20 protein-coding genes are annotated in these 21,668 nt (G+C 60.9%); 15 read left to right on the top strand and 5 right to left on the bottom strand.

Annotation, left to right across the window (positions count from 1 at the left end; translation table 11 throughout):
- The first annotated feature begins 7 nt into the window (after positions 1-7).
- Positions 8-1,090 carry a glycine cleavage system protein T gene (gene gcvT / locus CVU60_07485; protein ID PKN42053.1) on the top strand — a complete coding sequence of 361 codons (1,083 nt, stop codon included), beginning with the start codon at positions 8-10 and terminating at the stop codon, positions 1,088-1,090.
- The gene (locus CVU60_07480; GenBank protein PKN42052.1) at positions 1,091-1,825 is read left to right on the top strand and encodes a 16S rRNA (uracil(1498)-N(3))-methyltransferase; all 735 of its coding nucleotides are present in this window, start codon (positions 1,091-1,093) and stop codon (positions 1,823-1,825) included.
- Between the two features lie 11 nt (positions 1,826-1,836).
- Here the strand turns inward: CVU60_07480 and CVU60_07475 are convergent, their stop codons facing one another.
- Both CVU60_07475 and CVU60_07470 read right to left on the bottom strand, forming a co-directional pair.
- Positions 1,837-3,243: a DUF3482 domain-containing protein gene (locus tag CVU60_07475; GenBank protein ID PKN42051.1), complete on the bottom strand. Its 1,407-nt coding sequence runs from the start codon at positions 3,241-3,243 to the stop codon at positions 1,837-1,839.
- Positions 3,240-4,814, bottom strand: coding sequence for a hypothetical protein (locus CVU60_07470; protein PKN42050.1), 1,575 nt, complete (start codon positions 4,812-4,814; stop codon positions 3,240-3,242). The genes CVU60_07475 and CVU60_07470 overlap by 4 nt, the downstream gene beginning before the upstream one ends.
- 97 nt (positions 4,815-4,911) lie before the next feature.
- Here CVU60_07470 and CVU60_07465 point away from each other — a divergent pair, with 97 nt between their 5' ends.
- The 11 genes from CVU60_07465 to CVU60_07415 all read left to right on the top strand — a co-directional run bounded on the left by CVU60_07465 (position 4,912) and on the right by CVU60_07415 (position 16,843).
- Positions 4,912-6,795, top strand: coding sequence for a hypothetical protein (locus CVU60_07465; protein PKN42049.1), 1,884 nt, complete (start codon positions 4,912-4,914; stop codon positions 6,793-6,795).
- Positions 6,792-7,673, top strand: a complete 882-nt coding sequence (locus CVU60_07460; protein PKN42048.1) for a radical SAM protein — start codon at positions 6,792-6,794, stop codon at positions 7,671-7,673. Before CVU60_07465 ends, CVU60_07460 begins: the two co-directional genes overlap by 4 nt.
- A 259-nt stretch (positions 7,674-7,932) precedes the next feature.
- Positions 7,933-8,976, top strand: coding sequence for a hypothetical protein (locus CVU60_07455; GenBank protein ID PKN42047.1), 1,044 nt, complete (start codon positions 7,933-7,935; stop codon positions 8,974-8,976).
- A 52-nt stretch (positions 8,977-9,028) separates the two neighbouring features.
- Entirely contained in the window at positions 9,029-9,850 is an 822-nt protein-coding gene (locus CVU60_07450) for a magnesium/cobalt efflux protein (GenBank protein PKN42046.1), read from the top strand.
- On the top strand, positions 9,804-11,369 hold the full coding sequence (gene lnt, locus CVU60_07445; protein ID PKN42045.1) for an apolipoprotein N-acyltransferase: 1,566 nt from the start codon (positions 9,804-9,806) through the stop codon (positions 11,367-11,369). Before CVU60_07450 ends, lnt begins: the two co-directional genes overlap by 47 nt.
- A gap of 11 nt (positions 11,370-11,380) precedes the next feature.
- Positions 11,381-12,491 (top strand): peptide chain release factor 2 gene (locus tag CVU60_07440; GenBank protein PKN42044.1). Its coding sequence is split into 2 segments (ribosomal slippage): positions 11,381-11,455 and positions 11,457-12,491, totalling 1,110 coding nucleotides; the frame shifts between segments, so codons are not numbered across the junction.
- Complete coding sequence (locus CVU60_07435) at positions 12,478-13,320, top strand: GGDEF domain-containing protein (protein ID PKN42043.1); 843 nt, start codon at positions 12,478-12,480, stop codon at positions 13,318-13,320. The genes CVU60_07440 and CVU60_07435 overlap by 14 nt, the downstream gene beginning before the upstream one ends.
- Before the next feature lie 13 nt (positions 13,321-13,333).
- Positions 13,334-14,140: a flagellar synthesis regulator FleN gene (locus tag CVU60_07430; protein ID PKN42042.1), complete on the top strand. Its 807-nt coding sequence runs from the start codon at positions 13,334-13,336 to the stop codon at positions 14,138-14,140.
- Positions 14,141-14,513: 373 nt separating this feature from the next.
- Positions 14,514-15,002: a hypothetical protein gene (locus CVU60_07425; protein PKN42041.1), complete on the top strand. Its 489-nt coding sequence runs from the start codon at positions 14,514-14,516 to the stop codon at positions 15,000-15,002.
- A 72-nt stretch (positions 15,003-15,074) separates the two neighbouring features.
- Positions 15,075-15,914 carry a diaminopimelate epimerase gene (locus CVU60_07420; protein PKN42040.1) on the top strand — a complete coding sequence of 280 codons (840 nt, stop codon included), beginning with the start codon at positions 15,075-15,077 and terminating at the stop codon, positions 15,912-15,914.
- A 50-nt stretch (positions 15,915-15,964) separates the two neighbouring features.
- Positions 15,965-16,843 carry a 4-hydroxy-tetrahydrodipicolinate synthase gene (locus tag CVU60_07415; protein ID PKN42039.1) on the top strand — a complete coding sequence of 293 codons (879 nt, stop codon included), beginning with the start codon at positions 15,965-15,967 and terminating at the stop codon, positions 16,841-16,843.
- 78 nt (positions 16,844-16,921) lie between these two features.
- On the opposite strand, the gene CVU60_07410 is transcribed toward CVU60_07415, so the two are convergent.
- Positions 16,922-17,452 (bottom strand): bifunctional pyr operon transcriptional regulator/uracil phosphoribosyltransferase PyrR, encoded by a 531-nt coding sequence (locus tag CVU60_07410; protein ID PKN42038.1) that lies wholly within the window; start codon positions 17,450-17,452, stop codon positions 16,922-16,924.
- 115 nt (positions 17,453-17,567) lie between these two features.
- Between CVU60_07410 and CVU60_07405 the strand changes: the two genes are divergently transcribed.
- Positions 17,568-18,704, top strand: a complete 1,137-nt coding sequence (locus CVU60_07405) for a virion core protein (lumpy skin disease virus) (GenBank protein PKN42037.1) — start codon at positions 17,568-17,570, stop codon at positions 18,702-18,704.
- Positions 18,705-18,751: 47 nt separating this feature from the next.
- Positions 18,752-19,921: a hypothetical protein gene (locus CVU60_07400; GenBank protein ID PKN42036.1), complete on the top strand. Its 1,170-nt coding sequence runs from the start codon at positions 18,752-18,754 to the stop codon at positions 19,919-19,921.
- A gap of 65 nt (positions 19,922-19,986) precedes the next feature.
- On the opposite strand, the gene CVU60_07395 is transcribed toward CVU60_07400, so the two are convergent.
- Together CVU60_07395 and CVU60_07390 are read right to left on the bottom strand one after the other, a co-directional pair.
- Complete coding sequence (locus CVU60_07395) at positions 19,987-20,400, bottom strand: hypothetical protein (protein PKN42035.1); 414 nt, start codon at positions 20,398-20,400, stop codon at positions 19,987-19,989.
- Between the two features lie 88 nt (positions 20,401-20,488).
- Positions 20,489-21,661: a hypothetical protein gene (locus tag CVU60_07390; GenBank protein ID PKN42034.1), complete on the bottom strand. Its 1,173-nt coding sequence runs from the start codon at positions 21,659-21,661 to the stop codon at positions 20,489-20,491.
- Between the last annotated feature and the right edge of the window lie 7 nt (positions 21,662-21,668).

Here is a 21,668-nt window from a genome sequence, read left to right as displayed (position 1 = left end):
AACACCTATGTCCGAACTGCTGACCACCCCTCTTCATGCCTGGCACAAGAACAACGGAGCCAGAATGGTCCCTTTCGCGGGCTGGGACATGCCTGTCCAATATGTAGGCATCCTTGAGGAACACAAGCACACCAGAGCCCACGCGTCCATCTTCGACATCTCCCACATGGGAGAGTTTCTGCTCGAGGGCGACGGCGCGACCGAGGCCCTGGCCGCCGTCGTGACCCACAACCTGGCCACCCTGGCTCCCGGGAAGTGCCGCTACGGGTTCCTCCTGAACGAAAAGGGCGGCGTGCTCGACGATCTCATCGTCTACCGGCTGGACACGGAAAAATACATGCTCGTGGTCAACGGAGCATGCATCGAATCCGATTTCGCCTGGATAAAAAGCCACCTCCCGGCAAGCCTGACCCTTGTCGACCAGAGTTTCGAGATCGCCAAGATCGACCTGCAGGGCCCGGAATCCTTTGATGTGCTGGCCCGCATCATGCCCGGAGACTGGACCGGCCTTGGCTACTTCGCCTTCCGTGAAGTGGAGTTTGAAGGATTCAAGCTCATAGTCAGCCGTACCGGCTACACGGGCGAATTGGGCTGCGAATTCTACCTGCCCTGGGACAAGGCCGAGGTGCTGTGGGAGAAGCTCATGGCCGACGAAGCCGTGCGCCCGGCGGGCCTTGGCGCACGTGACACGTTGCGCCTTGAGGTCGGGCTGCCCCTGTACGGCCAGGACCTGGACACGGATCACACCCCGGTGGAGGCCGGCTATGGAGCCATGCTCAAGAGCGAAGCGCAGTTCATGGGCAAATCCGGGCTCGGCAACGTGCGCGAAAAGCTGATCGGCCTGCGCATCGACGGCCGCCGCAGCGCTCGCCATTACGACGAGGTTTATGTGGGCGAAACCAGGGTCGGCACGGTCACCAGCGGCTCCATCGCGCCCAGCCTTGGCTACTGCGTGGCCATGGCCTTTGTGCACGCGGACATGGCCGACAAGGAGGCGTTTACGATCAAGGGACCCCGGACCACCCTTGAAGCCATCCGCGTGGACATGCCTTTCTACACCGCAGGCACGGCCCGCAGGAAGCTGATCTAGGTGGCGCGTCTCAATTCCTTTTATCTGGCTCCCGCCCTGTGGCGGGAGCCTTTTTCACTCGACGGGGAAGAATTCCACCACCTGACCCGCGTGCTGCGCGCCAAGACAGGAGACACGATCCGCCTTTTTGACGGTCGGGGTCGATGGGGAATTTTCTGCGTCCGGGAACTGTCCAAGAAAAACGCCGGCCTCCAGCGCCTGTCAGAGCAGACAGACCCCGCTCCATCCTGTCCGCTTGTTCTGGCCGTGGGCTGGTCCAAGGGGCTGCGTCGGGGTTTTTTACTGGAAAAGGCGGTGGAACTCGGCGCGGCGCAGGTCTGGTTATGGAAGGCGGGCCGCTCCCAGGGTGCGGTTCCGGAAGAAGGCAAAGACGGATGGGAGAGACAGCTCACGGCTGCGGCCAAGCAGTGCGGCACAAGCTGGCTGCCCCGAATCCGGACTTTTTCCGGGCCCGGTGACGTCATCCGCGCCGCTGTTGACCTTGGATCCAAGGTGCTTTGCTGGGAACAGGAAGAGAGCGGGTTCGTCGCCCCCTCGCTGCTGGCCCATCCGCGGGGCAGCATCGCGGTACTGGGACCGGAAGGCGGGCTGGAGCTCAAAGAAGCCGCTCTTTTCCGGGAGCATGGTTTCATCCCGGTGGGGCTTGGTCCGAACATCCTGCGCTTTGAAACTGCCGCCGTCCTGGTCCTGTCCCTGCACCTCTGGGCCGCCCGGCAACACCTGCCAGTCCCCTGACAGGCAGTCAGCTAAAGCCGGGACATCCTCTCCAGTTCCCCTTCCAGAAAACGCCGCAGATCCATTTCAAGGTCCAGGGCCCTGGAGTCATCGCCTGCGGTGACAACCTTGAAAAACTCCGCGCAAAGACCGCGCGGCTCCCTGCTCCAGGCGCTGGTGAATCCCTGCTTGCCGCCCTCGTCGAGGGTCGCGGGCAAAAAATCTTCGCCCCGCCAGGCATGTGACCAGTGGATCACGTACCAGTAGTGCAGCAGGAAGCGATCCAGCAAAACAAACACCCACTGCACCGTGTCCAAGGGGCCGACCTGCACGCTGCGCTGTCCGATGCCCAGTCCCAGGACCTTGCCCCGCACCAGGCGTTCGCCCTGAAAAAGGGCGGCAAGTCCGGCCGTGGCCCCGCCCACGGCGGCAAAAAGTCCCAGGCTGCTGCCCAGCGTGGCCAGATCAAGCGCGACCCCCGCCGCTCCACCGGCGGCCACGGCCGCTGCCACGAGCTTGCCCTTGCTCAGTCCGAAGACGGTCCAGGTGGTGCGGGAAAACAGATCCTGACGCAGGACCGACTGTTCCGGGAGCACAAAGGATCGCCGATCATGGCGAAACTGCAGGCAGACCTGCTCGTGCAGCACTTCCTCCTCCTGCCGGATCCGCTCCTCCAGACGCGTGGTCAGGCGGGCCTCCACTTCGGCCCTGCGGTCCAGGTCGGACAGCCGCGCCGTTTCCACCATGCCAAGCACACGCCGCAAGAAAGCGCAGACCAGGGCCGCGCATTCCGCGTTCCTGCGCTGCCAGTCGCGCACAAAGACATCCACCACCAAACCCAGCGCGTCCTCCCAGTCCTGTTCGAGGGCGCGCAGGCTTTCGAGCAGACGCATGCGTTCGGCAAAAGTTGCGCGTAAGGCGTTGAAAGTACGCACCATATTGAAATGTTTGCGCAGCTCGTTCTTCCATTCCTCCAGAAACTGCTCCTCCCCGGTCTTGCAGTTGAGAATGGCCATGCGCGGGCGTCCGGTCAAACGCAAAATCTCCATCTCGGCCTTGTCGACCTGTCGCAGCGGGCGTGAGGCGTCGAGCACATAGATGATCCCGGCTCCATCGCGCACCGGGGTCAGTAACTCGCACTCATGGGCCATGCCCGGGTCATCCCTGAACTCGGCCAGGAACGCAGCGAAGACCTCGTTTTCCGGACCGCGGAATTTTCGCATCCAGCCAAGGGTCTGCACGGGGTTCTGAAAACCGGGAGTGTCCACGAAGGCAATGACATCCCTTCCGTCGATGCTGACCGGGTAGGTCATGGATTCCACGGTCTCGCCCGGCCGGGGGCTGATGCGGATCTGATCATTCTCGACCAGGGTGGCCACCACCGAGGACTTTCCTTCGTTTGGATGACCGATGACGGCAAAAACGGGCATGGACTTCATGTGTTTGCTCCAAAAATATCAACGCGCAGCGGGGCCAGACGGGCAACGGCATCGGCCCAGACCGCCCGCTCGGCCTCATTTGGAGCGGTCAGCCAGTCCCCGCCGGAAGGGCGGCCGCAGAAAACAAGGACCAGGTTCCGGCCCCGGCCTTCTTCCCGGCCAAGCAGCGCCAGGGCCTGCATGTTCTCCCGGATGGGCGGCTGCCAGGCCTCGACGAGCACCACAAACCGCTCGAATCCTCCGGCCCAGTCGAGCCCGGCGCAATCATCCAGCACCTGCCGGACCTCATCCACCTCCAGGGCGGCGGGAACCACGCGCCCGGCAGGATAGCCACAGACCCGCCGGGTCAGGTCCGAGAGAAGACCGTCTTCGATCCGGCCCACAAGTTCCGGCGGCAAGAGCAGCACGCAGCCTACTTCGGCCGGAGACTGCCGGGCGGAACGTTCCGCGTCCGGACTCGCCTCGATGCCAAGGGGCAAGGGCGCGGACGGGCTCTCTTTGCCCCTGGACGAGCCAAGCAGCGGCGCCTGCATGCGATCGACGATGCGTCCGAGATCAGGATGGACAAAACGCCGTTCCGCGCGCCGCAGCATCCAGTGGGCCGACGCCAGCAGGAGAAGTCTGGGCAGCAGGGCATAGACCAGCAGGCACATGCACAAAAATGGCCACCAGGCAACGAGGTCCGCGCTGGCCAGGGCCTGAATGCCGTCTTTTAGAACTATGCGGCTGCCCTCGATCTGGAGCAGGGTCGGCGTCAGCCCCCACTGCTCCGGCAGCCAGGACCACGGCACGGACAGGGCCGAGACCAGGGAGTGCATGCCCTGCGCCCCGATCTGCAGGGTCGACTGCCAGCCAAACGCAAGGTCCGTGACCGCCACGCTGACGGCCAGGCTCGCCAGAGAACCGAAAGCCAGGCAGAGGCCGCCCAGATGCAGGAGCCGCAAGCTCTCCCAACCCAGCATCCGGGCAGGCCAACCCCGGCGCAGGAAAAGCGCGCGGACAAATCCGGCCTGGGCGGAAAGGCTGCCGGGCCTGCGCCAGAAAAGATCGAACAGGGGGCGCAGCGGGATGCGAAATTCGGCCCGGCCCAGCCCCCGAAGCACAAGCAATCCTGCGGCCAGCAGGCTGAACCCCGCCTGAGGCAAGACGGCCAGCAGCAAAAAAACCGAGACATTGACCGGCTCGATTCCCGAGTAGAGGAGCAACGCCCGCACCAGCGAGATGCCCGTCAGCAGGCCGCCGATCACAAGCAGCAGGCGCAGCACGACCAGGACCGTCCGCAACGAATCCGACGGCAGCCCTGCGGCACCTGCATCCCGGCGATGCTCCAGCCAGTATGCGCCTTGCAGCTTGGGAGGCACTGCATCGGCCTTGGCAGCCAGTCCGATAGTGCGATCCCGGTCCAGGATTTCTCCGGGATCGAGGACCCTGTCCTTTTCAAGGAACCATTCCAGGTCGAGATAGTCGCCAAGGCGCATGCCGTGTTTCATGGCCACAAGCCTTACCAGCACGCTGCCCTGTTGGCAAAAGAGAGACCACGGCAAAAATTGCGCCCTTGTCAAAAAAAACATGAAACGCTAGCGTTCGCACTTCCTCGAAACGAAGCACACCGATCAAGGTTACTTTATCGATGCTAGCCCCCGCTGGAGCAGCTCTCCAAGGATTTTCATGTTTTCTACCCGCCGCAGCCTCAGTCTGCGCCTGATCATCTCCATGGGGCTTTTGAGCCTGGCGGCCAGCACCATCCTGGCCGCTGTCCAGCTTCATTTCAAATATGAGAGCAATATCGGCGCTGTGTACGAATCCATGGAACAGGTAGCCTCCGGCGATCTCAACAGCATCTCCGCTAGCCTGTGGCAACTTGATACCGCCCTGCTCGACATCCAGCTGCAAGGACTCATCGCACGACCGAACTTCGTGCACGCGGCCATTGTCCAATCCGGCAAGACCATCGCAGAGGCCGGCCGCGTCGATGCCAAAAGAGCCATAAGACGCGAATTCGAGCTCACATTTGCCTTCAACGATCAGCCCTACGAACTGGGCACACTGGTGCTAGTCGCTTCGCTGGACGGGCTCAGGGCCCAGGTTGGCCGCGAATTCCTGGACCTCTTCGTGGGCGAGGTCATCGTCGCGCTGTTTCTGGTCTCTGCCCTGCTTTTTCTTTTTCACCGCCAGATAGGCATGCATCTGCGGACCCTGGCCGCCCGGGTCCGGGACATCTCTCCCGTCAATCTGGAGCAACCCATCGCGCTCAACAAGAGGTTCCGCGACGACGAACTCGACCAGGTCACCGCTTCGCTGGAAAAAATGCGGAGCGGACTGCTGGAGGCCTTCACCAAACTGAGCGAGGAAGTCGAAGAACGACGCATCGCCGAATCGAGACTGTCCCTGGCCAAGGAACAGGCCGAAAGCGCGACTCAGGCCAAGACCCAGTTTCTGGCCAACATGAGCCATGAAATCCGCACGCCCATGAACGGGGTCATGGGCATGCTCCAGCTGGCCATGGACAACTCCGACCCGGCCGTCATTCAGCAGTATCTGCAAACGGCCATGCGTTCCTCCCGCAGCCTGTTGCGGCTCCTGAACGACATTCTGGACCTCTCCCGGCTGGAAGCCTCGCGCATGCCCGTGATGCAAGAGCCTTTCGACATCCGCGAAATCATGGATGAGTTGACGGACAGCTTTCAGGCCGTGGTCCTGGACCGGGGCCTAGCGTTGCGCGGCACTGTCGACGACGCCGTGCCCCCGGCCCTGCTCGGAGACACGGTGCGAATCCGCCAGATCCTGACCAACCTCATCGGCAACGCGGTCAAGTTCACCCTGCGCGGAAAGGTCGAGATCCGCGTCTCAAACCTGTCCCCCGTCAAACCCGGCGAGAACCGCATCTACATCGAGATCGAGGACACCGGAGTGGGCATCCCCGACAAGGCGCAACCCGCCCTGTTCGCGCCTTTTGCGCAGGCCGACTCGACCCAGACCCGAAAATTCGAGGGCTCGGGCCTTGGCCTCAGCATCACCCAGCAACTGGTCGTGCTGCTGGGCGGCTCCATGGCCTTCGAGTCGAGCCCGAGCGGCTCGCTTTTTGCCGTCTGTCTGCCGTTGCAGCCCGCGCCGCCGCACTCACTCAAGCATGCTCCGCCGCTCCAAACCGAGAATGAGCAGCCCATACAGTCCCTCAAGGTGCTCGTGGCCGAAGACAACCCCGTCAACAGCATGATCGCCATAAAATTCCTGGAAGGCATGCAGCACAAGCCAATCCTGGCCACGAACGGGCGGGAAGTTCTCGAATACATGCGCAGCGAACCTTTCGACCTGGTGCTCATGGACATCCAGATGCCTGAAACTGACGGATTGGAAGCGACCCGAGTCATCCGCTCCTGGCCCAAATCCGAAGGCGGAGAGACTCCCATCGTGGCCATGACCGCCCACGCCTTCTCTTCCGACACCGAGCGCTTCATGGCCGCGGGCATGAACGGGCACCTGCCCAAACCCGTCTCTCGCCAGGATCTGGAACGTCTCCTGCGCACAATGCCAATGGCCCGGCAGGCATGACCAAAAACGGACACACCCTGTTCCGGCCGCCCGCAGAAGCGTACAGCGCGCTCATTCGCGTGGCCGACGGATGCCCGCACAATTCCTGCGCCTTTTGCGCCATGTACCGTGGCGTTGCCTACCGCGTTCACGATCAGGCCTCCGTGAACCGGAGCATCGCCCTGGCCGCCGCGCAAGACCCGGGCGCCCGGCGGATTTTTCTGGCCGACGGAGACGTGCTGGCTCTTCCCGCCGCGATGCTGGAAATGATTCTGGACACGGCGCGCGCATCGTTTCCAAGACTTTCGAGGGTCAACTGTTATGCTTCCGGCCAGGCCCTGGCGGGCAAAAGCGACGCGCAGCTGGAGCGCCTGCGCCAAAAGGGCCTGCACACCCTTTATCTTGGCCTTGAGAGCGGTTCCGAAGAGGTCCTGCGACGCATGTCCAAGGGGGGCACGGCCCAAGGAATGATCGACGGCTGTCTGCGCGCTCAAAACGCCGGCCTGACCGTCTCGGTCATGGTCCTCATCGGCCTCGGCGGTCAGGAACTGTCCGCGCTGCATGCCCGGCAGACCGCGGAAGCGCTGAACGCCATGCAGCCCACCCTCCTGTCCTGCCTGCGTTTGGTCCCCATCGCAGGCACCGCCCTTGCCCGGCGCATCGCGGACGCGAGCTTCAGGGAGCTCACGGAAGAGCAGTCCGTGCGGGAACTGCGGGACATCCTTGCGGGCCTGAACCTTGGACGAACCGTTTTCCGAGCCGATCACAGCTCCAATATCCTGCCTCTCTCCGGCCGCCTGCCACGGGACAAAGACAGGCTTCTGGACGAATTGGACGAACTGCTCGAATGCAAAGCGCTGGACCCGGATACCCCCGGAGCGATGCCCGCCCTGCTGTAGATCGCGTTTACGCCCACGCGCTTTTCCCATGGGAGCTGACAAACTATTCCGCAGTCGGCCTGCGCCGCTTCAATTCTTGCTTTTTTTCGCATATCCAGCCATGCAAAAGGGCCTGCACAACCGCAGAAATCAACGGGACCCGCAGCGATGCACCGGAGCACGGCACCTTCCCTGAACCCCGCGCATAATTCGCCGGGCAACCCGGTGTGCGCCTCGGCAGTCCTTCACCCGACCGGAATAACATCGAGCGAGACAGAAGATGATCGACCTGTTTTCAATCCAGGCCTCGGACAACCCGATACGGCAGATATCTTTGGCTTTCTTCAATTCCGGCGGCCACCAGCCTGAAGAAAGCCGCATTGTGACCACTGCGATTCTGGTCGGTGCGGTCGTTCTGGCCTACATCATCTGGAAACGCTTTGGCGGGGGAGCACCCTGGAACCGGCAGTCCGGATCCACCGTAGTGCCCAAGGACATCGCCACCATCCTGGAGCAGGCCATGGTCGTACGCAGTCGCATCGACATGAGCTTTCACCCCATCACCACTTCCCGCCAGACCATCTCGTGCACGCTCTTTGAAATGGCGGACACGGGCATTACCCTGGAGATGCCTCTGGGCGTGGACCCTTCCGATGCATGGATCGGCAAGCTCATGGTCTGCTATTTTCGCATCCCCCGTGAAAACAAGCAGCCTTATTACTACACCTTTCTGTCCCCGGTGGCGGGCGTGTGGAAAAAAGGAGACATCTCCTACGTAATCCTTGGCATACCCCCCAAGGTCGAGCTTGGTCAGAAACGCAAACATCTGCGGCTGGAGCTTCCCCCCAGGGACATAAAGGATTTTCGCATCTGGCCAGCAACCGAGGACGGAAGCTTCCACTTCGAGGCGGATCCCAAAAACTGGCCCAACCCTCTTGCTGTCTACACCCGTAACGATCCTGACGGACTCAAAGTGCTTGACCTTTCCGGCGGAGGCATCAAATTGTCATTTGATCCGAAGCTCTACGACGGACTCAATGATTTTGTGGCCAAAAATCCGATTCTGTTCATGCGCCTTGAGCTTGAACAGACCAACGACATGGAATTTCCTCCGTATTTCATGGCCGCCAAGCTGCGCACCAAGGCCCAGGACCCTGATCAGGACGTCTTGATGCTCGGCTACGAGTTCGTGGAATGCTGCTCCAGCGACGGCTCGGAAACCATCGACTGGGTCAAGATCGATCCCGAAAGGGGCATCGACGAACTGGTCACGTGGGTTTTCAAACGCCACCTGGAGCTTTACCGGGAACGGGAAATTGTTTAGTTGAGCAAGCGTTTTTCAACTTGTAAACCTTCCATTGGAGGACACAGTATCTATGGACGAGGGCCCTGACAGTCGACTTTGGACCACACTGAGGCGCTTTTTTTCACGCAGGGGCGAATGCCATCTGGAAGAAGCCATACAAGAGGCCAAAGACGGCGGTGAACTGCAGAACGACGAAATGTCCATGCTTTTGAACGTGCTGCAGCTTGATGACAAACAAGCATACGAAATCATGATTCCCCGCACGGACATCGTCTGTGCTGAAATCGACGAAACTATCACTGAAGTCGCCAGAAAATTCTTTGAAAGCGGGCACTCGCGCCTGCCCATCTACAAGGAAACCAAGGATCAGATAATGGGTGTGCTGCACTGCAAGGAGCTGCTGCGCTTTTTTGTCGGCGACGAAGAGGCCCCGACGGACCTGGCTTCCGTCCTGCGGCCGCCATATTTCATTCCCGAAACCAAGAACGTCAAAAACATCCTGCTTGATTTTCAGAGCAACAAACAGCACATGGCCATCGTTCTGGACGAATACGGCGGAACGGCGGGTCTGGTCACCCTAGAAGACGTGCTCGAAGAAATAGTCGGCGACATCGAGGACGAATACGACCCCATACGCCCCGAGGACATCCAGCCCATCGACGAGGGCACGTTCCTCGTTTCCGGACGAACCATCCTCGAGGACTTGCACGAGGAATGCGGCATCCTGCTGGAATCCGAACAGGTCGAAACCGTGGGCGGTTACATCAGCGAACAGCTCGGCCGCGTCCCCGAGACCGACGAATCCCTGGAGCTGCAGGGCTACACGTTTCTCATCAAGGAAGCCGATGTCAAACAGATCCAATGGGTTATCGTCTCCAAGCCAACATCCTGACTCTCTTTTGCACCGTCTTGGTCCCATGGGCTTGGCTCTCATCGGGACCTGGTTTGGATTTGCCAATCCGCTCCTGCACTTCCCCCTGGCCATCCTGCTTCTGCCCGCAGCGCTTGTCCTGTCCGCGCTACGGGCCAAAAGCTTTGCCCAGTCCTTCAGAAACGGATTCCTGACCGCGTTGCCGGGCTATGCCGCCAGCCTTTACTGGCTGGCGATCCCCGTGCACGACCACGGCGGATTGCCCTGGGCCCTGGCCCTGCCCTGTCCGGTCCTGGTCGGGGCCCTGCTCGCCGCTTACGCCGGCCTGTTCTGCATGGGCGTGCACCTGATCAGATTCCGGATTTTCGCCCCCCTGGCCATACCCGCCTCGGGGCTCCTGTGGGCCAGCCTGGAACTGGTCCGCAACCATTTCCTGACCGGCTTCTCCTGGCTGACCCTGGCCCAGGCCCTGGCGCCCTGGCCTCAAACCCTGGGCCTTGCCGCCTGGATCGGCGGCTTCGGGCTGTCCGCGCTGCTGGCAAGCATAAGCCACTGCCTGTTCATCAGCAAAAGTTTCTCGCGCCTGGCCGTGCTGCCCCTGATCGGCCTTGCCCTGCTGCCCGGTCTGGTCTCCAGCCCCCAGGCCCCGAAAGCCACGGCTTCGGTATCCATGATCCAGGGCAACATCGATCAGGGCCTCAAATGGGACGAGGGCATGCAGGCGGACATCCTCAAGACCTATCTGGACCTTTCGTTCAAGGCCGTCGCCGAAAACACGCCGGACCTTGTCGTCTGGCCGGAAACAGCCATGCCCTTCTATTTTCAGGACCCGTCCGACCTGACCACGAACATGCGCCTTGGCGTGGCGCGGATGCAGGTGCCGGTCCTGGCCGGAGCTCCGGCCTATTCCATCCCCATGGAACCGGGCGCTCCTCCGTACGTCCTGCACAACCGCGCCTATCTTCTGGGCGCAAACGGCGAGCCTCTGGCCTCCTATGACAAGGAACACCTCGTCCCCTTTGGCGAATACGTGCCTCTGGGCAAATGGCTGCCCTTCATCACCAAGCTGGTCCCGGGACAGTTCGAGTTCAAGCCAGGCCTGAGCACCGAACCGCTCAAGACCGGTCCGCTGGCAATGGGCCTGCTGATCTGCTATGAAGCGATCTTCCCGGAACTGGCCCAAAAACAGGTCGAGCTCGGGGCCAATGTGCTGGTCAACATCAGCAACGACGCCTGGTTCGGTCGCTCTTCGGCGCCGTGGCAGCATCTGCACCTCTCCGTACTGCGTGCCGTGGAGCAGAACCGGGCCATCATCCGAGCCACCAACTCCGGCGTGAGCGTCTTCATCGGCCCTGACGGCGGCCTGCGAGGCCCCACTGAGCTCTTCACGACCAGGATCGCACACGACCCGGCCATACCGCTCTTGACAGAGACGACCTTTTACCACGAACATTTCCTTCTGATTCACATGGCCTTTCCCGTCCTGACGATCGCCCTCCTGTGGGCCCTTTGGCGGAAAGGCCCAAAAATTCACACCTAATCGAGAACATCATGCTGCAATATTCAGAACTTAAAGCCCGAGCCGCGCAACTGGACGAACGCTTCACCGACTTCTGGAGGCGGCTTTGACCTGCGCAAGAACAAGGAACGCCTGAACGAAATCGAAAAGCAGCTCTCCTCGCCCGGAGCCTGGGACAAGCCCGAGCTTTTGACCCCGGTGCTGCAGGAGAAGACCCAGCTTGAAAGCCGGGTGGACGAATGGGAAGCCCTCCATCAATCCCGGGACAACGCGCTGGAGTGGCTCGAAATGGCCTCCACGGAACAGACCGAAGAGATGCTGCATGCCCTGGAGGATGCCCTGGAGGAGATGAGCGCCAGGCTTGAGGCCGCCCAGATGCGAACCCTGCTGAGCGATCCAGAGGATGTGAGCGAGGCCATCCTCGAAATCCATCCCGGAGCAGGCGGAACCGAGTCCCAGGACTGGGCCGAGATGCTGCTGCGCATGTATCGCCGTTTCGCCGAGCGGGTAGGCTTCAAGGTCGAGCTTCTGGACCTGCTGCCCGGCGACGAGGCGGGCATCAAGAGCGTAACCCTGCACATCCACGGCCCCTACGCCTATGGCCAGCTCAAGGGCGAAAAAGGCACCCACCGCCTGATTCGCATCTCGCCCTTCGACTCCAGCGGGCGGCGGCACACCTCTTTTGCCTCCGTGGACGTGTATCCCGACGCAGGCCAGGATATTGAAATCGAGATTCGGGACGAGGACATCCGGATAGACATCTTCCGCTCCAGCGGACCGGGAGGCCAGTCCGTGAACACCACTGACTCGGCGGTGCGCGTTACGCACATCCCGACGGGCCTTGTGGCCCAGTGCCAAAACGAGAAGTCCCAGCACAAGAACAAGGAAGCGGCCATGAAGGTTTTGAAAGCCCGCCTCTACGAGCTTGAGCTGCAAAAAATAGCAAGCGAGCGGCAGGCAGAGTATATCGCCAAGGGAGCCATCGCGTTCGGCTCCCAGATCAGGACGTACACCCTGCAGCCCTATCGCCTGGTCAAGGACCACCGCACCGGCACGGACACCAGCAACGTGGACGCGGTCCTCGACGGCAACATTGACGCATTCATACACAACTACCTTTTATACCTGCATGGCAAATCATAATCTCCCTCCGGACGAGGCGCTGCTGGATGAACTTGAATCCCTGGAAAAGGAGGTGCATTTGCCTCCGGCCGACTCAGAGGTGGCGGCCCTGGTCCGGCTGATCCGCTCCGACCCGTCCTGGCCTGAACGTTTGCGTCAGAAAAAACTTGGGCAATGGCTCGTCCTGCCCCTGCACGGCGACAAATTTCCGGCGCTGGTCCGGCTTAAGGAGCACATCGAACACCTGACCGTTCTGCAGGGCCAGGATGCGCTGACCGGCCTGGCCAATCGCCGTGGATTCGATCAGGCCATGTCCATGGAGATAGAGCGTTCCTCGCGCTTCAAGACCCCACTGACGCTATGCATCATGGATCTGGACAACTTCAAGGCCGTCAACGACATCCATGGACACCCCTGCGGAGACGAGGTCATCAGGGCCATGGCGTCGATCTTGCTTGCCGAAATGAGAATGATCGACACGGCGGCCCGCATCGGCGGCGAGGAGTTCGCCCTCTTGCTGCCCGGCACGGGACAGGCCAGGGCCCTGAAACTCCTGGAGCGCATCCAGTCGGTCATTAAAGACACCTGGATCACCTGCGGCGAGGCACGGCTCACCATGACCATGTCCATGGGGGTGGCCAGCTATCGGGGCAAACTCACGCCTGACCCGGTCAAACTTCTGGCCGAGGCGGACAAGGCCCTGTACCGCGCGAAGCGGGCCGGAAAAAACAGGATCGAGACCTCACCCATCCTGGACCTCGTCCACGCAGAAGAGCCGTCGCTGGTGCACCAGAACGAAAAACGCTTTCTTTTTTCCTCATTCTCCGACCCATCGTCAGGGCCGGAGTAGAACAAGGACCGACATGACCGAAGCCAACACGACACTCAGCATCTCCGTCGCCAGCGGCAAAGGCGGCGTGGGCAAGACCAATCTCGCCCTGAATCTCTGTTTTGCCCTGCATGAACTCGGCAACAGCATCGTCCTGCTGGACGCCGATCTGGGGCTGGCCAACCTGGACGTGCTCCTTGGCATTTCCCCGGAAAAAAACCTGCAGGACCTGCTTGGTGACACCTCGGCCGAAAACGTTGTCATTCCCCTGGCGGGAGACGGCTTCGTCCTGCTCCCATCGGCCTCCGGCGTGGCCGAACTGGTGGAAATGGACGAGGACGTGCAAGGCCTGCTGCTGGACAAACTGGACGCCCTGTTCCGGCGCTACGATTTCCTGATCCTCGATCTGGGCGCCGGCATCAGCCCGACAGTGCTCTCGTTTGCGGCCATGCCCCAGGAACGGATCGTGGTCATCACCCCCGAGCCCACTTCCCTGACCGACAGCTATGCCCTGATCAAGGTGCTCTGCACCCAGCGTCAGATCAGGAATTTCCAGATCATCGTGAACATGGCCGAATCGCAAAAAGAGGCCAAAAACGCCTTCAACCGCCTGGCCCAGGCCTGCGAGCATTTCCTGAGCCTGCCCATCAGCCTGCTCGGCGTGGTCCACCGCGACCCCATGGTCACGGAATCCGTCCGCCATCAGGTTCCGCTCCTGAAATTTGCCCCAACCTGCCAGGCGGCGCAGGACATTCGCGAAATCGCCCAAAAAATCATGGACCGCCGCATCAGATTGAAAGATCTCATCTCCCGCAGCCCGATCCTGAAACCCCTGATCTAAAGAGGCCTCCTTGAAGACAAGCATCCATGCCGCACTCTGGTTCACCCTGGCCCTGGCCCTTTTTGCGCCCGCCCTGGCCGGGGCCGAGACGACAATCCTCTTCTCCGCGAACAGTCTGGGAGAATTCGCCCCATGTCCCAGTTGAGGGAATAAAACCTTCGGGGGGCTGGCCCGGCGGGCCACCTATTTCAAAACCGCGCGCGAGAATGCGGACACCGTCATCATAAGCGGCGGATACGAGTTTTCCCCCATCGGTCTGGAGAGGGACAGGCACCCGTCCGTCATCTCCAAGCTCAAGAGAGCCTACGACCTGCTTGGCTACGATATCGCGCTGCGTGCCCCCAATGACGCCGTCGCCTTCGAGCATGCAGGCGTGGAAACCGGTCAGTGGGCCGGCCCGTTTGACGAACCGCAACTGGTCGTCAGGCAGGTGCAGGGCGGCAGCCTGGCTTTCGTTCTTTTCCCCGACAGCGGGCTGCACGACCTCGAGATCGAGGACAGGGCCGCCGCTTTGGCGAAATCTCTGCGCAAAGACGGCAAGCACAACTTGATCATCGGGATCAGCACCTGGGGCGCGAACCGGGAGAACGATTTCATCGACCGTCACGGCGCGGCTTTCGACATCATTCTTGGGTCCGGGCCGGGCCCGGGCTATGCGGGTCTCTTCATGCGCGAGAACTCGCTGCTCTGGGTGCGGGCCTTCACCAAAGGCAGAAACATCCTCGGCGTGACCATTCCAACTCTGCCCGAACCCGGCGTCAAGATGATCTGGGAGCCGCAGACTACCGTTTTCACGGCGGCCACGCCTCTTGGCGGCGAAGTCGTCGCGGACCCTGAAATCCACGCCATCTTCAATCCCTAGCCAATTCCTTGCATTTTGCCGCAATTCCCCATAATTTGGCACTTATAATAAATTATCCTTGAAGGAAAACGCATGTCCATTTTCGCCGGCCCGACCCAATTTTTTTACAAGATGCAAGGCAGCGGCAACGATTTCATCGTCATCGACAACCGCGCAAAGACCATATCCCCCGGGCTCATGCCCCGCTGGGCCAAGGCGCTGTGCCCGCACGCCTTCAGCATCGGCGCGGACGGCATCATATTTCTGGAACTCGACGACTCCGGACAGGCCGCTACGCGTTGGCACTTTTTCAATGCCGATGGCTCCCGCGCCGAGATGTGCGGCAACGGCTCGCGCTGTGCCACCCTGCTGGCCCACAAGCTAGGCATGGCCCCAGCCGAACACCTCATGCTCACTGACGCGGGCGCGGTGCACGCCCAGGTCTTCCCTGAAGCCGGCGAGGTGGAAGTGCAGCTGACCCCGGCGCGTGACATGGCCCTGAATTTTACCCTCGAACTGGGCGGCGAGACCTTTACGGCCCATTTCGCCAACACCGGCGTCCCGCATACGGTCATTATCACCGACGACGTCAAGGGCCTTGATGTAAAAAGCCTTGGAGCCAAGGTCCGCTATCACGGACACTTCGCCCCGGCCGGGACCAACGCCAACTTCATCCAGATCCTGAACCGCGGGGAGCTCCTGCTGCGCACCTACGAGCGAGGCGTGGAAAACGAGACCCATGCCTGCGGAACCGGCGCGGCCGCTTCCGTGGCCGTTGCCCACGCGCTGGGCCTTTGCGATGCCAGGGCAAGCGTAACCACCTCGGGCTCGGAAGTGCTCGGGATAGGAGTTCAAGGCTCGGACATTTTCCTGCGCGGCAAAGCACTGCTCGTCTACAAGGGCGAGTTCTGCCCCGCCGCCCTGGGCCTTTAAGGCTCCAGACGGCCAACTTATCAACCACAGCCCCAATCCGGGAGGAAACGATGCAATTCAAAGGAGCGTTTACAGCCCTGGTCACCCCGTTTTCAAACGGCCAGCTTGACGAGGAAGCCTATCGAGAGCTCATCGAATGGCAGATTCAAAGCGGGATCAACGGCGTAGTGCCCTGCGGCACCACCGGAGAGTCCGCCACCATGAGCCACGACGAACACAAGCGGGTGATCCGAATTTGCGTGGACCAGGTCAAGGCCCGGGTGCCGGTCCTGGCCGGTGCCGGATCGAACAACACTGCCGAGGCGGTGGAACTGACCCGCTTTGCCAAGGAGGCAGGAGCCGATGGCGCGCTTCTGATCACGCCCTACTACAACAAGCCGACCCAGGAAGGGCTCTACCAGCACTTCAAGCGCATCGCCGATGAAGTGTCCATGCCCTTCATCCTCTACAACGTTCCGGGCCGCACCAGCGTGAACCTGCTTCCGCAAACAGTGGCCAGGCTGAACAAAGACATCCCGGACGTGGTCGGCATCAAGGAAGCCACGGGCGATCTGAGTCAGATATCCCAGGTTCTCGAATTCTGCGGCCCCGACTTCCAGGTCCTCTCCGGCGATGATTTCACGGTGCTGCCCCTTTTGTCCGTGGGGGGCTGCGGAGTCATCTCGGTTGTCTCGAACATTCTGCCCGACAAGATGAGCGCGCTCTGCTCGGCCTGGTTTGCGGCCGATCTGCCCAAGGCGCGGGAAATGCACTTCCTGCTGGCGTCGTTCTCCCGCATGATGTTCATTGAAACCAACCCCATCCCGGTCAAGACGGCCCTCTCCCTCATGGGCCGCATCAAGCTTGATATGCGCCTGCCCCTGACACCCATGAGCCCTGCCAACGCAGAAGCACTGCACGGATTCCTGGCCGACAAGGGACTGATCTGATCCACTCGACGCACCATGAAAAAAGGCCGCTGTCCCCAACGGGGAGGCGGCCTTTCTCTTTTTCGACGCAATACGGGATCAGCTCAGCACAACCTGGTCCTTGCCGTCGCGCTCCTGCAAAAAAACATTGACCTGCTGATCCCGTTCCGTAGCCACGGTCTTGCCGATAAAATCGGCCTGAATGGGCAGTTCACGGTGTCCGCGATCGACCAGCACAAGGAGTTTCACAGCCTCGGGCCTGCCAAAATCCAGGATGGCCTCAAGGGCGCAGCGGATGGTCCGACCGGTGAAGAGCACGTCATCGATGAGGATGATGGTCTTGTCTTCCACGGAAAAATCAATACGTGTGGCGTTGATGTTCGGAGTGGCCGTGGAGGAGGTCCAGTCGTCGCGGTACAGATTGATGTCCAGTTCCCCGCAGGGAATGCTCCGCTGTGTACGCGCCGACAGGAGGGCGCAAAGCCTGCATGCGAGGTCCGCGCCGCGCCGCTGGATGCCGACCAGGGCTATGGACTCGTGGTCCGCGATCTGTTCCAGAATCTGACAGGCGAGACGGTCAAGTGTGCGCTCGACATCGCGAGCGGCCATGATTTCCTTGCTGCGGTGCATGAGACTCCTCCATTTCATGTGACAAGCCTTGTTCACTAAGGGCCCCAAGTTGTAATTGCAAGTGAATCGTCCTATAGCATTAAACGATAAATTCTTGGGACACGGAGGAAGATAAATGGGCGTCGACAATCTTTTCTTTCTTGAGCTCATCGAGTGGTTTGACGACAGCGGTCAGGAATTCGCGCGGCGATTCCCACAGGATGGCTCCGGCGAAATCAAGTACGGCGCGCAGATGGTCGTGCGCGAATCCCAAGCCGGCATCTTCTTCTACAACGGCAAGGCCGTGCATGTCTTCGGACCGGGCAGGCACACCCTGAAGACCGCCAACATCCCAATCCTGAACAAGATCATGGGCATCCCCTGGGGGCTGGAGAGCCCGCTCCGGGCGGAAGCCTACATGGTGAACACCAAGGTCTTCCCCAACCTCAAATGGGGCACCCGGGAGCCGGTGGCTTTCAAGGATTCGGAACTCGGACTCATCCGCCTGCGCGCCTACGGCATGTTCAACATCCAGATCGTGCAGCCCCTGCTCTTCATCAACTCACTGGTCGGCACCATGGGCTCCTTTACCGTGGCCGACTTAAGCGACTACCTGGGCAAGGTCATCGTCTCCAGGTTCAACGATTACCTGGGCGAAAACATGGACACCATCCTGAACCTGCCCAGCCGCTACGAAGCATGGTCCGCGGGCTTGCGGGAACGGCTGCAGGAAGATTTCCGCCATTTCGGGCTGTCGCTGAACCAGCTCTTCATCAACGCCATCACCCCGCCGCCCGAAGTCCAGAAGGCCATGGACGACAAGACCAAGCTCGGCATGTTCGACGACATGAACAAGCTCATGCAGCTCAAGGCCGCGTCCGCCATGGAAAAGGCGGCCGCGAATCCCGGTAGCGCGGGCGAGTCCATGGGGCTCGGGGTAGGCTTCATGATGCCCTCGCTCATGGCCCAGGCCATGCAGATGGCAGGACAATCCGCCACGGCGCCTGCAGCGCAGGCCAACGGCCTGAAGTGCCCGGAATGCACCCAGCCCATCCGCCAGGACGACAAGTTCTGCCCCTCCTGCGGACACCAGCTGGTCGTCTTTGAACAGTGCAAGGGCTGCGGGAAAAACCTGGCCCCGGGCACGCGCTTCTGTCCGCGCTGCGGCAGGCAGGCAGGCAGCGTCCGCGAGACTGCCAAATGTCCGTCCTGCGGTCAGGAAAACCTGGCTTCCTCCACGTTCTGCAATCATTGCGGGGAGCGCATGGGCTGACCATGACCGGTCATCTCTCACATCAATGCCCGCAATGCGGAGCGCCGGTGGCGCTAAAGGAAACGGACAGGATTTTTTCCTGTCCGTTTTGTCAGGTCCGCCTGTTCATCCACAGCAGCGGCCCCTTTGAATACCGCCTGAAACCGCGCATCAGTCATCCGGGCACGCTCATTCATATCCCGTACTGGAGGTTCAGGGGCAACGCCTTTGTACTTGGACCGCAAACCACCCAGCACAAGATTCTCGATTCGAACCTCCTGGCCCTGAGCAATCCGGCTCTCCCGGCCTCGCTTGGGCTGCGCACCCAGGCCATGGAGCTGTCCTTTGTGGAACCGACGACGGACGGCCTCTTTCTGCCCCCGACCATACCAAGCATCGACTTCAAATCCCGTCTCCTGCGCGCCCTCCCAGGCCTGCCTGTCCAGAGAGGACCAAAGCTCACGGCCTGCGTGGGCGACAGTCTCTCGCTTGTCTACCAGCCCGTCTTTCAAAGCCATGAACTTGTGGACGGGATCACCGGCGAGCATCTCGGACCGGCCTGCATCGACCCGGCTGAAGCGCAAAAGGCTGGCAGTCGGCTCAGGTTCACCTCGACCCTGTGCCCCAAATGCGGATGGGATCTGATCGGAGACCGTCAGAGCCTGGTTCAGACCTGCCCGCACTGCGACACGGCGTGGGAACCCGGTCCCGAGGGCGGCCAGCAGATCGCCCCGCATTTTCTGCATACGCAGGAGAAGCCAGACATCTACCTGCCCTTCTGGAACCTGCGCGTCCAGGCCAGAGGGTTCAGGCTCCAGACCTGGGCCGACCTGATCCGGCTGACCAACCTGCCGCGCGCCCTCTTGCCCTGGATGGAGTCTACGGCCTTTTCCTTCCGCGTACCGGCCTTCAAGATCAGGCCCGGACTTTTCCTGAACCTGAGCGCCCAGGTCAGCCTTTACCAGCCAGAGGCTCCGACGCTTGAAACCCTGCCCCGCACGCCCCTGCATCCCGTGACCCTGCCCAGGGAGGAAGCGTTCCAGGCTCTACCCGTGGTCCTCGGCCGCCTGGCCCCGGCCCGCAAGAACCTGTTTCCCAGAATCCAGGGTGGTTCGTTGCGCGCAGGCGAGGCGAGCATCGAATATCTGCCGTTTATTGAAGGCCCGCGGGAATTCGTGCAGCCCGAAATGAACATGGCGATCCAGAAAAATGCCCTCCACTGGTCCACGACGCTCTAAAAAAAAGCGAAACCCGCCGGCCAAGCCCGACTGATTTCGCCATCAGGTAAGAAAAAGGGAGCGGCTCAGCCTGGAAAAATTTCGCCTTCCGTTGCCAGGCCCATGACCTTGGAGGCCAGGTGCAGACGCACGCGCACTTCGTCGAGGTCGTAGGGACGATAGACGTAATCGTCGGCTCCGGAAGAGATGCACTGACGGATCCCCCCCACGGCTCCACGCGGGATTCCCCCCATCAGATAGGCCCCCTGCAAGGCCTGCGTGTTGCGCACCCGCCAGAAAAGCTCATCGCATCCCATGAAGTCCGAATGCCAGTCAGCCAGGATCAGCACAGGAGGAGTTGCGGCCAGGGCAGCCTTCCAGACCGCATCCTCGTCCTCGAGAACCTCGCACGAGTATCCCCAGGTCCCGAGCGCCTTGACCAGAACATTGCGCGACAGGCTGGGCTCCTCGACAATTATTATGTGCAGTGCATTTTCCACTCTTGGCTCCATCAAACAAATATTTTCATTCGTCGTTCTCCGCATTGCGCAAAGTCCCGCGCACGAAAAAAGGCAGGATCGCCTCAATTCAATCCGGCCTGTCTTCCCGGGCGCATTCCAAGGGAACAGACCCTGATTCATCCTTGTGCTGAATCACGTGTCCGAAAATATAGGTGCAGATCGGCACGCCAAGCACCAGTCCCCAGATATGAAAAAGCTTGGCCCCGATGGTCAGGATGACGAGCACGATGACGGGATTTATGCGCATGTAGGAACCGTAGATCCTGGGATTGAGCACATATCCCTCAAGCAGGTGAATGACCGTGATCATGACGATGGCCAGCAGCATGGTCGTCAGCCCCGAGTTCTGCAGGGCAATGAGACAGATGGGCACGGAACTGATGAAAACGCCCAGAACGGGAATGAAGCTGCACAAAAAGACGATGACCGTCAAAAAGGCCATGGCCGAACCAAGGCCCAGCAACGACACGCCGATAGCCGTGAGCAGGGCGTTGACCAGCGCTATGACGAACTGGGCCTCCAGGGCCTTGCCCAGGACCATGGCGAAATCCCTGATGCTGCCGGCTACCTCGCGATAAACGAAACCAAGCTTGGAGGCTTCAAGTGAGCACACACTGGCTGAAAGGCGTGGCAGATCGAGAACTATGAGAAAAGAAAAGAGCAGTGCCAGCAGAAAGGCCGAGGCAATGGCGGCTATCCTGCCCCCCACGCCTCGCACCAGATCAAGCAGCTGATTGACCTTGTTTTGCCCTTCGGGATGATCACCCATGCCGAAAATCTGCTGCACCAGGGCGGCGACCCTGGACTTGCCGTTACCCGGTGCAGAGTGGTCCGCAAAAGCCCCTAGCTCCGGTATGGCGTTGGCGATCATGGGATAGCGCTCGCCCAGCGCCCCCAGTTCCTGATCCAGGCGTTCCACGTATTGAGGGAGCTGCGTGACGAAGAGTACGGTCTGATCCTTGGCCCGGGGCACCAGGAACACGCCCACGGTGATGAGCACTCCCAGAAATATGCTCGCCACCAGCACGACCCGAAGCGACCGGTTCGGAATCAGCCCCTGCAGCCTGTTCACACCTCGATTCTGGATATACCCGAACACAAAGGTCAGAAAAAGAAGCAGGAAAAAGGAGCGCAGTATGAAAACGACTGCAAACACGCCGCCCCAGACCAGAGCTCTGATCAGCGCGGGCATGATCCGCTCGGTGACATTGGACGGTCCTTGGCCGCAATCAGGGGTCATGAGTGTT

The sequence above is a fragment of the Deltaproteobacteria bacterium HGW-Deltaproteobacteria-18 genome (assembly GCA_002841885.1).
GTDB lineage: Bacteria > Desulfobacterota > Desulfovibrionia > Desulfovibrionales > Desulfomicrobiaceae > Desulfomicrobium.
This window is presented reverse-complemented; position numbering and strand designations above follow the sequence as displayed.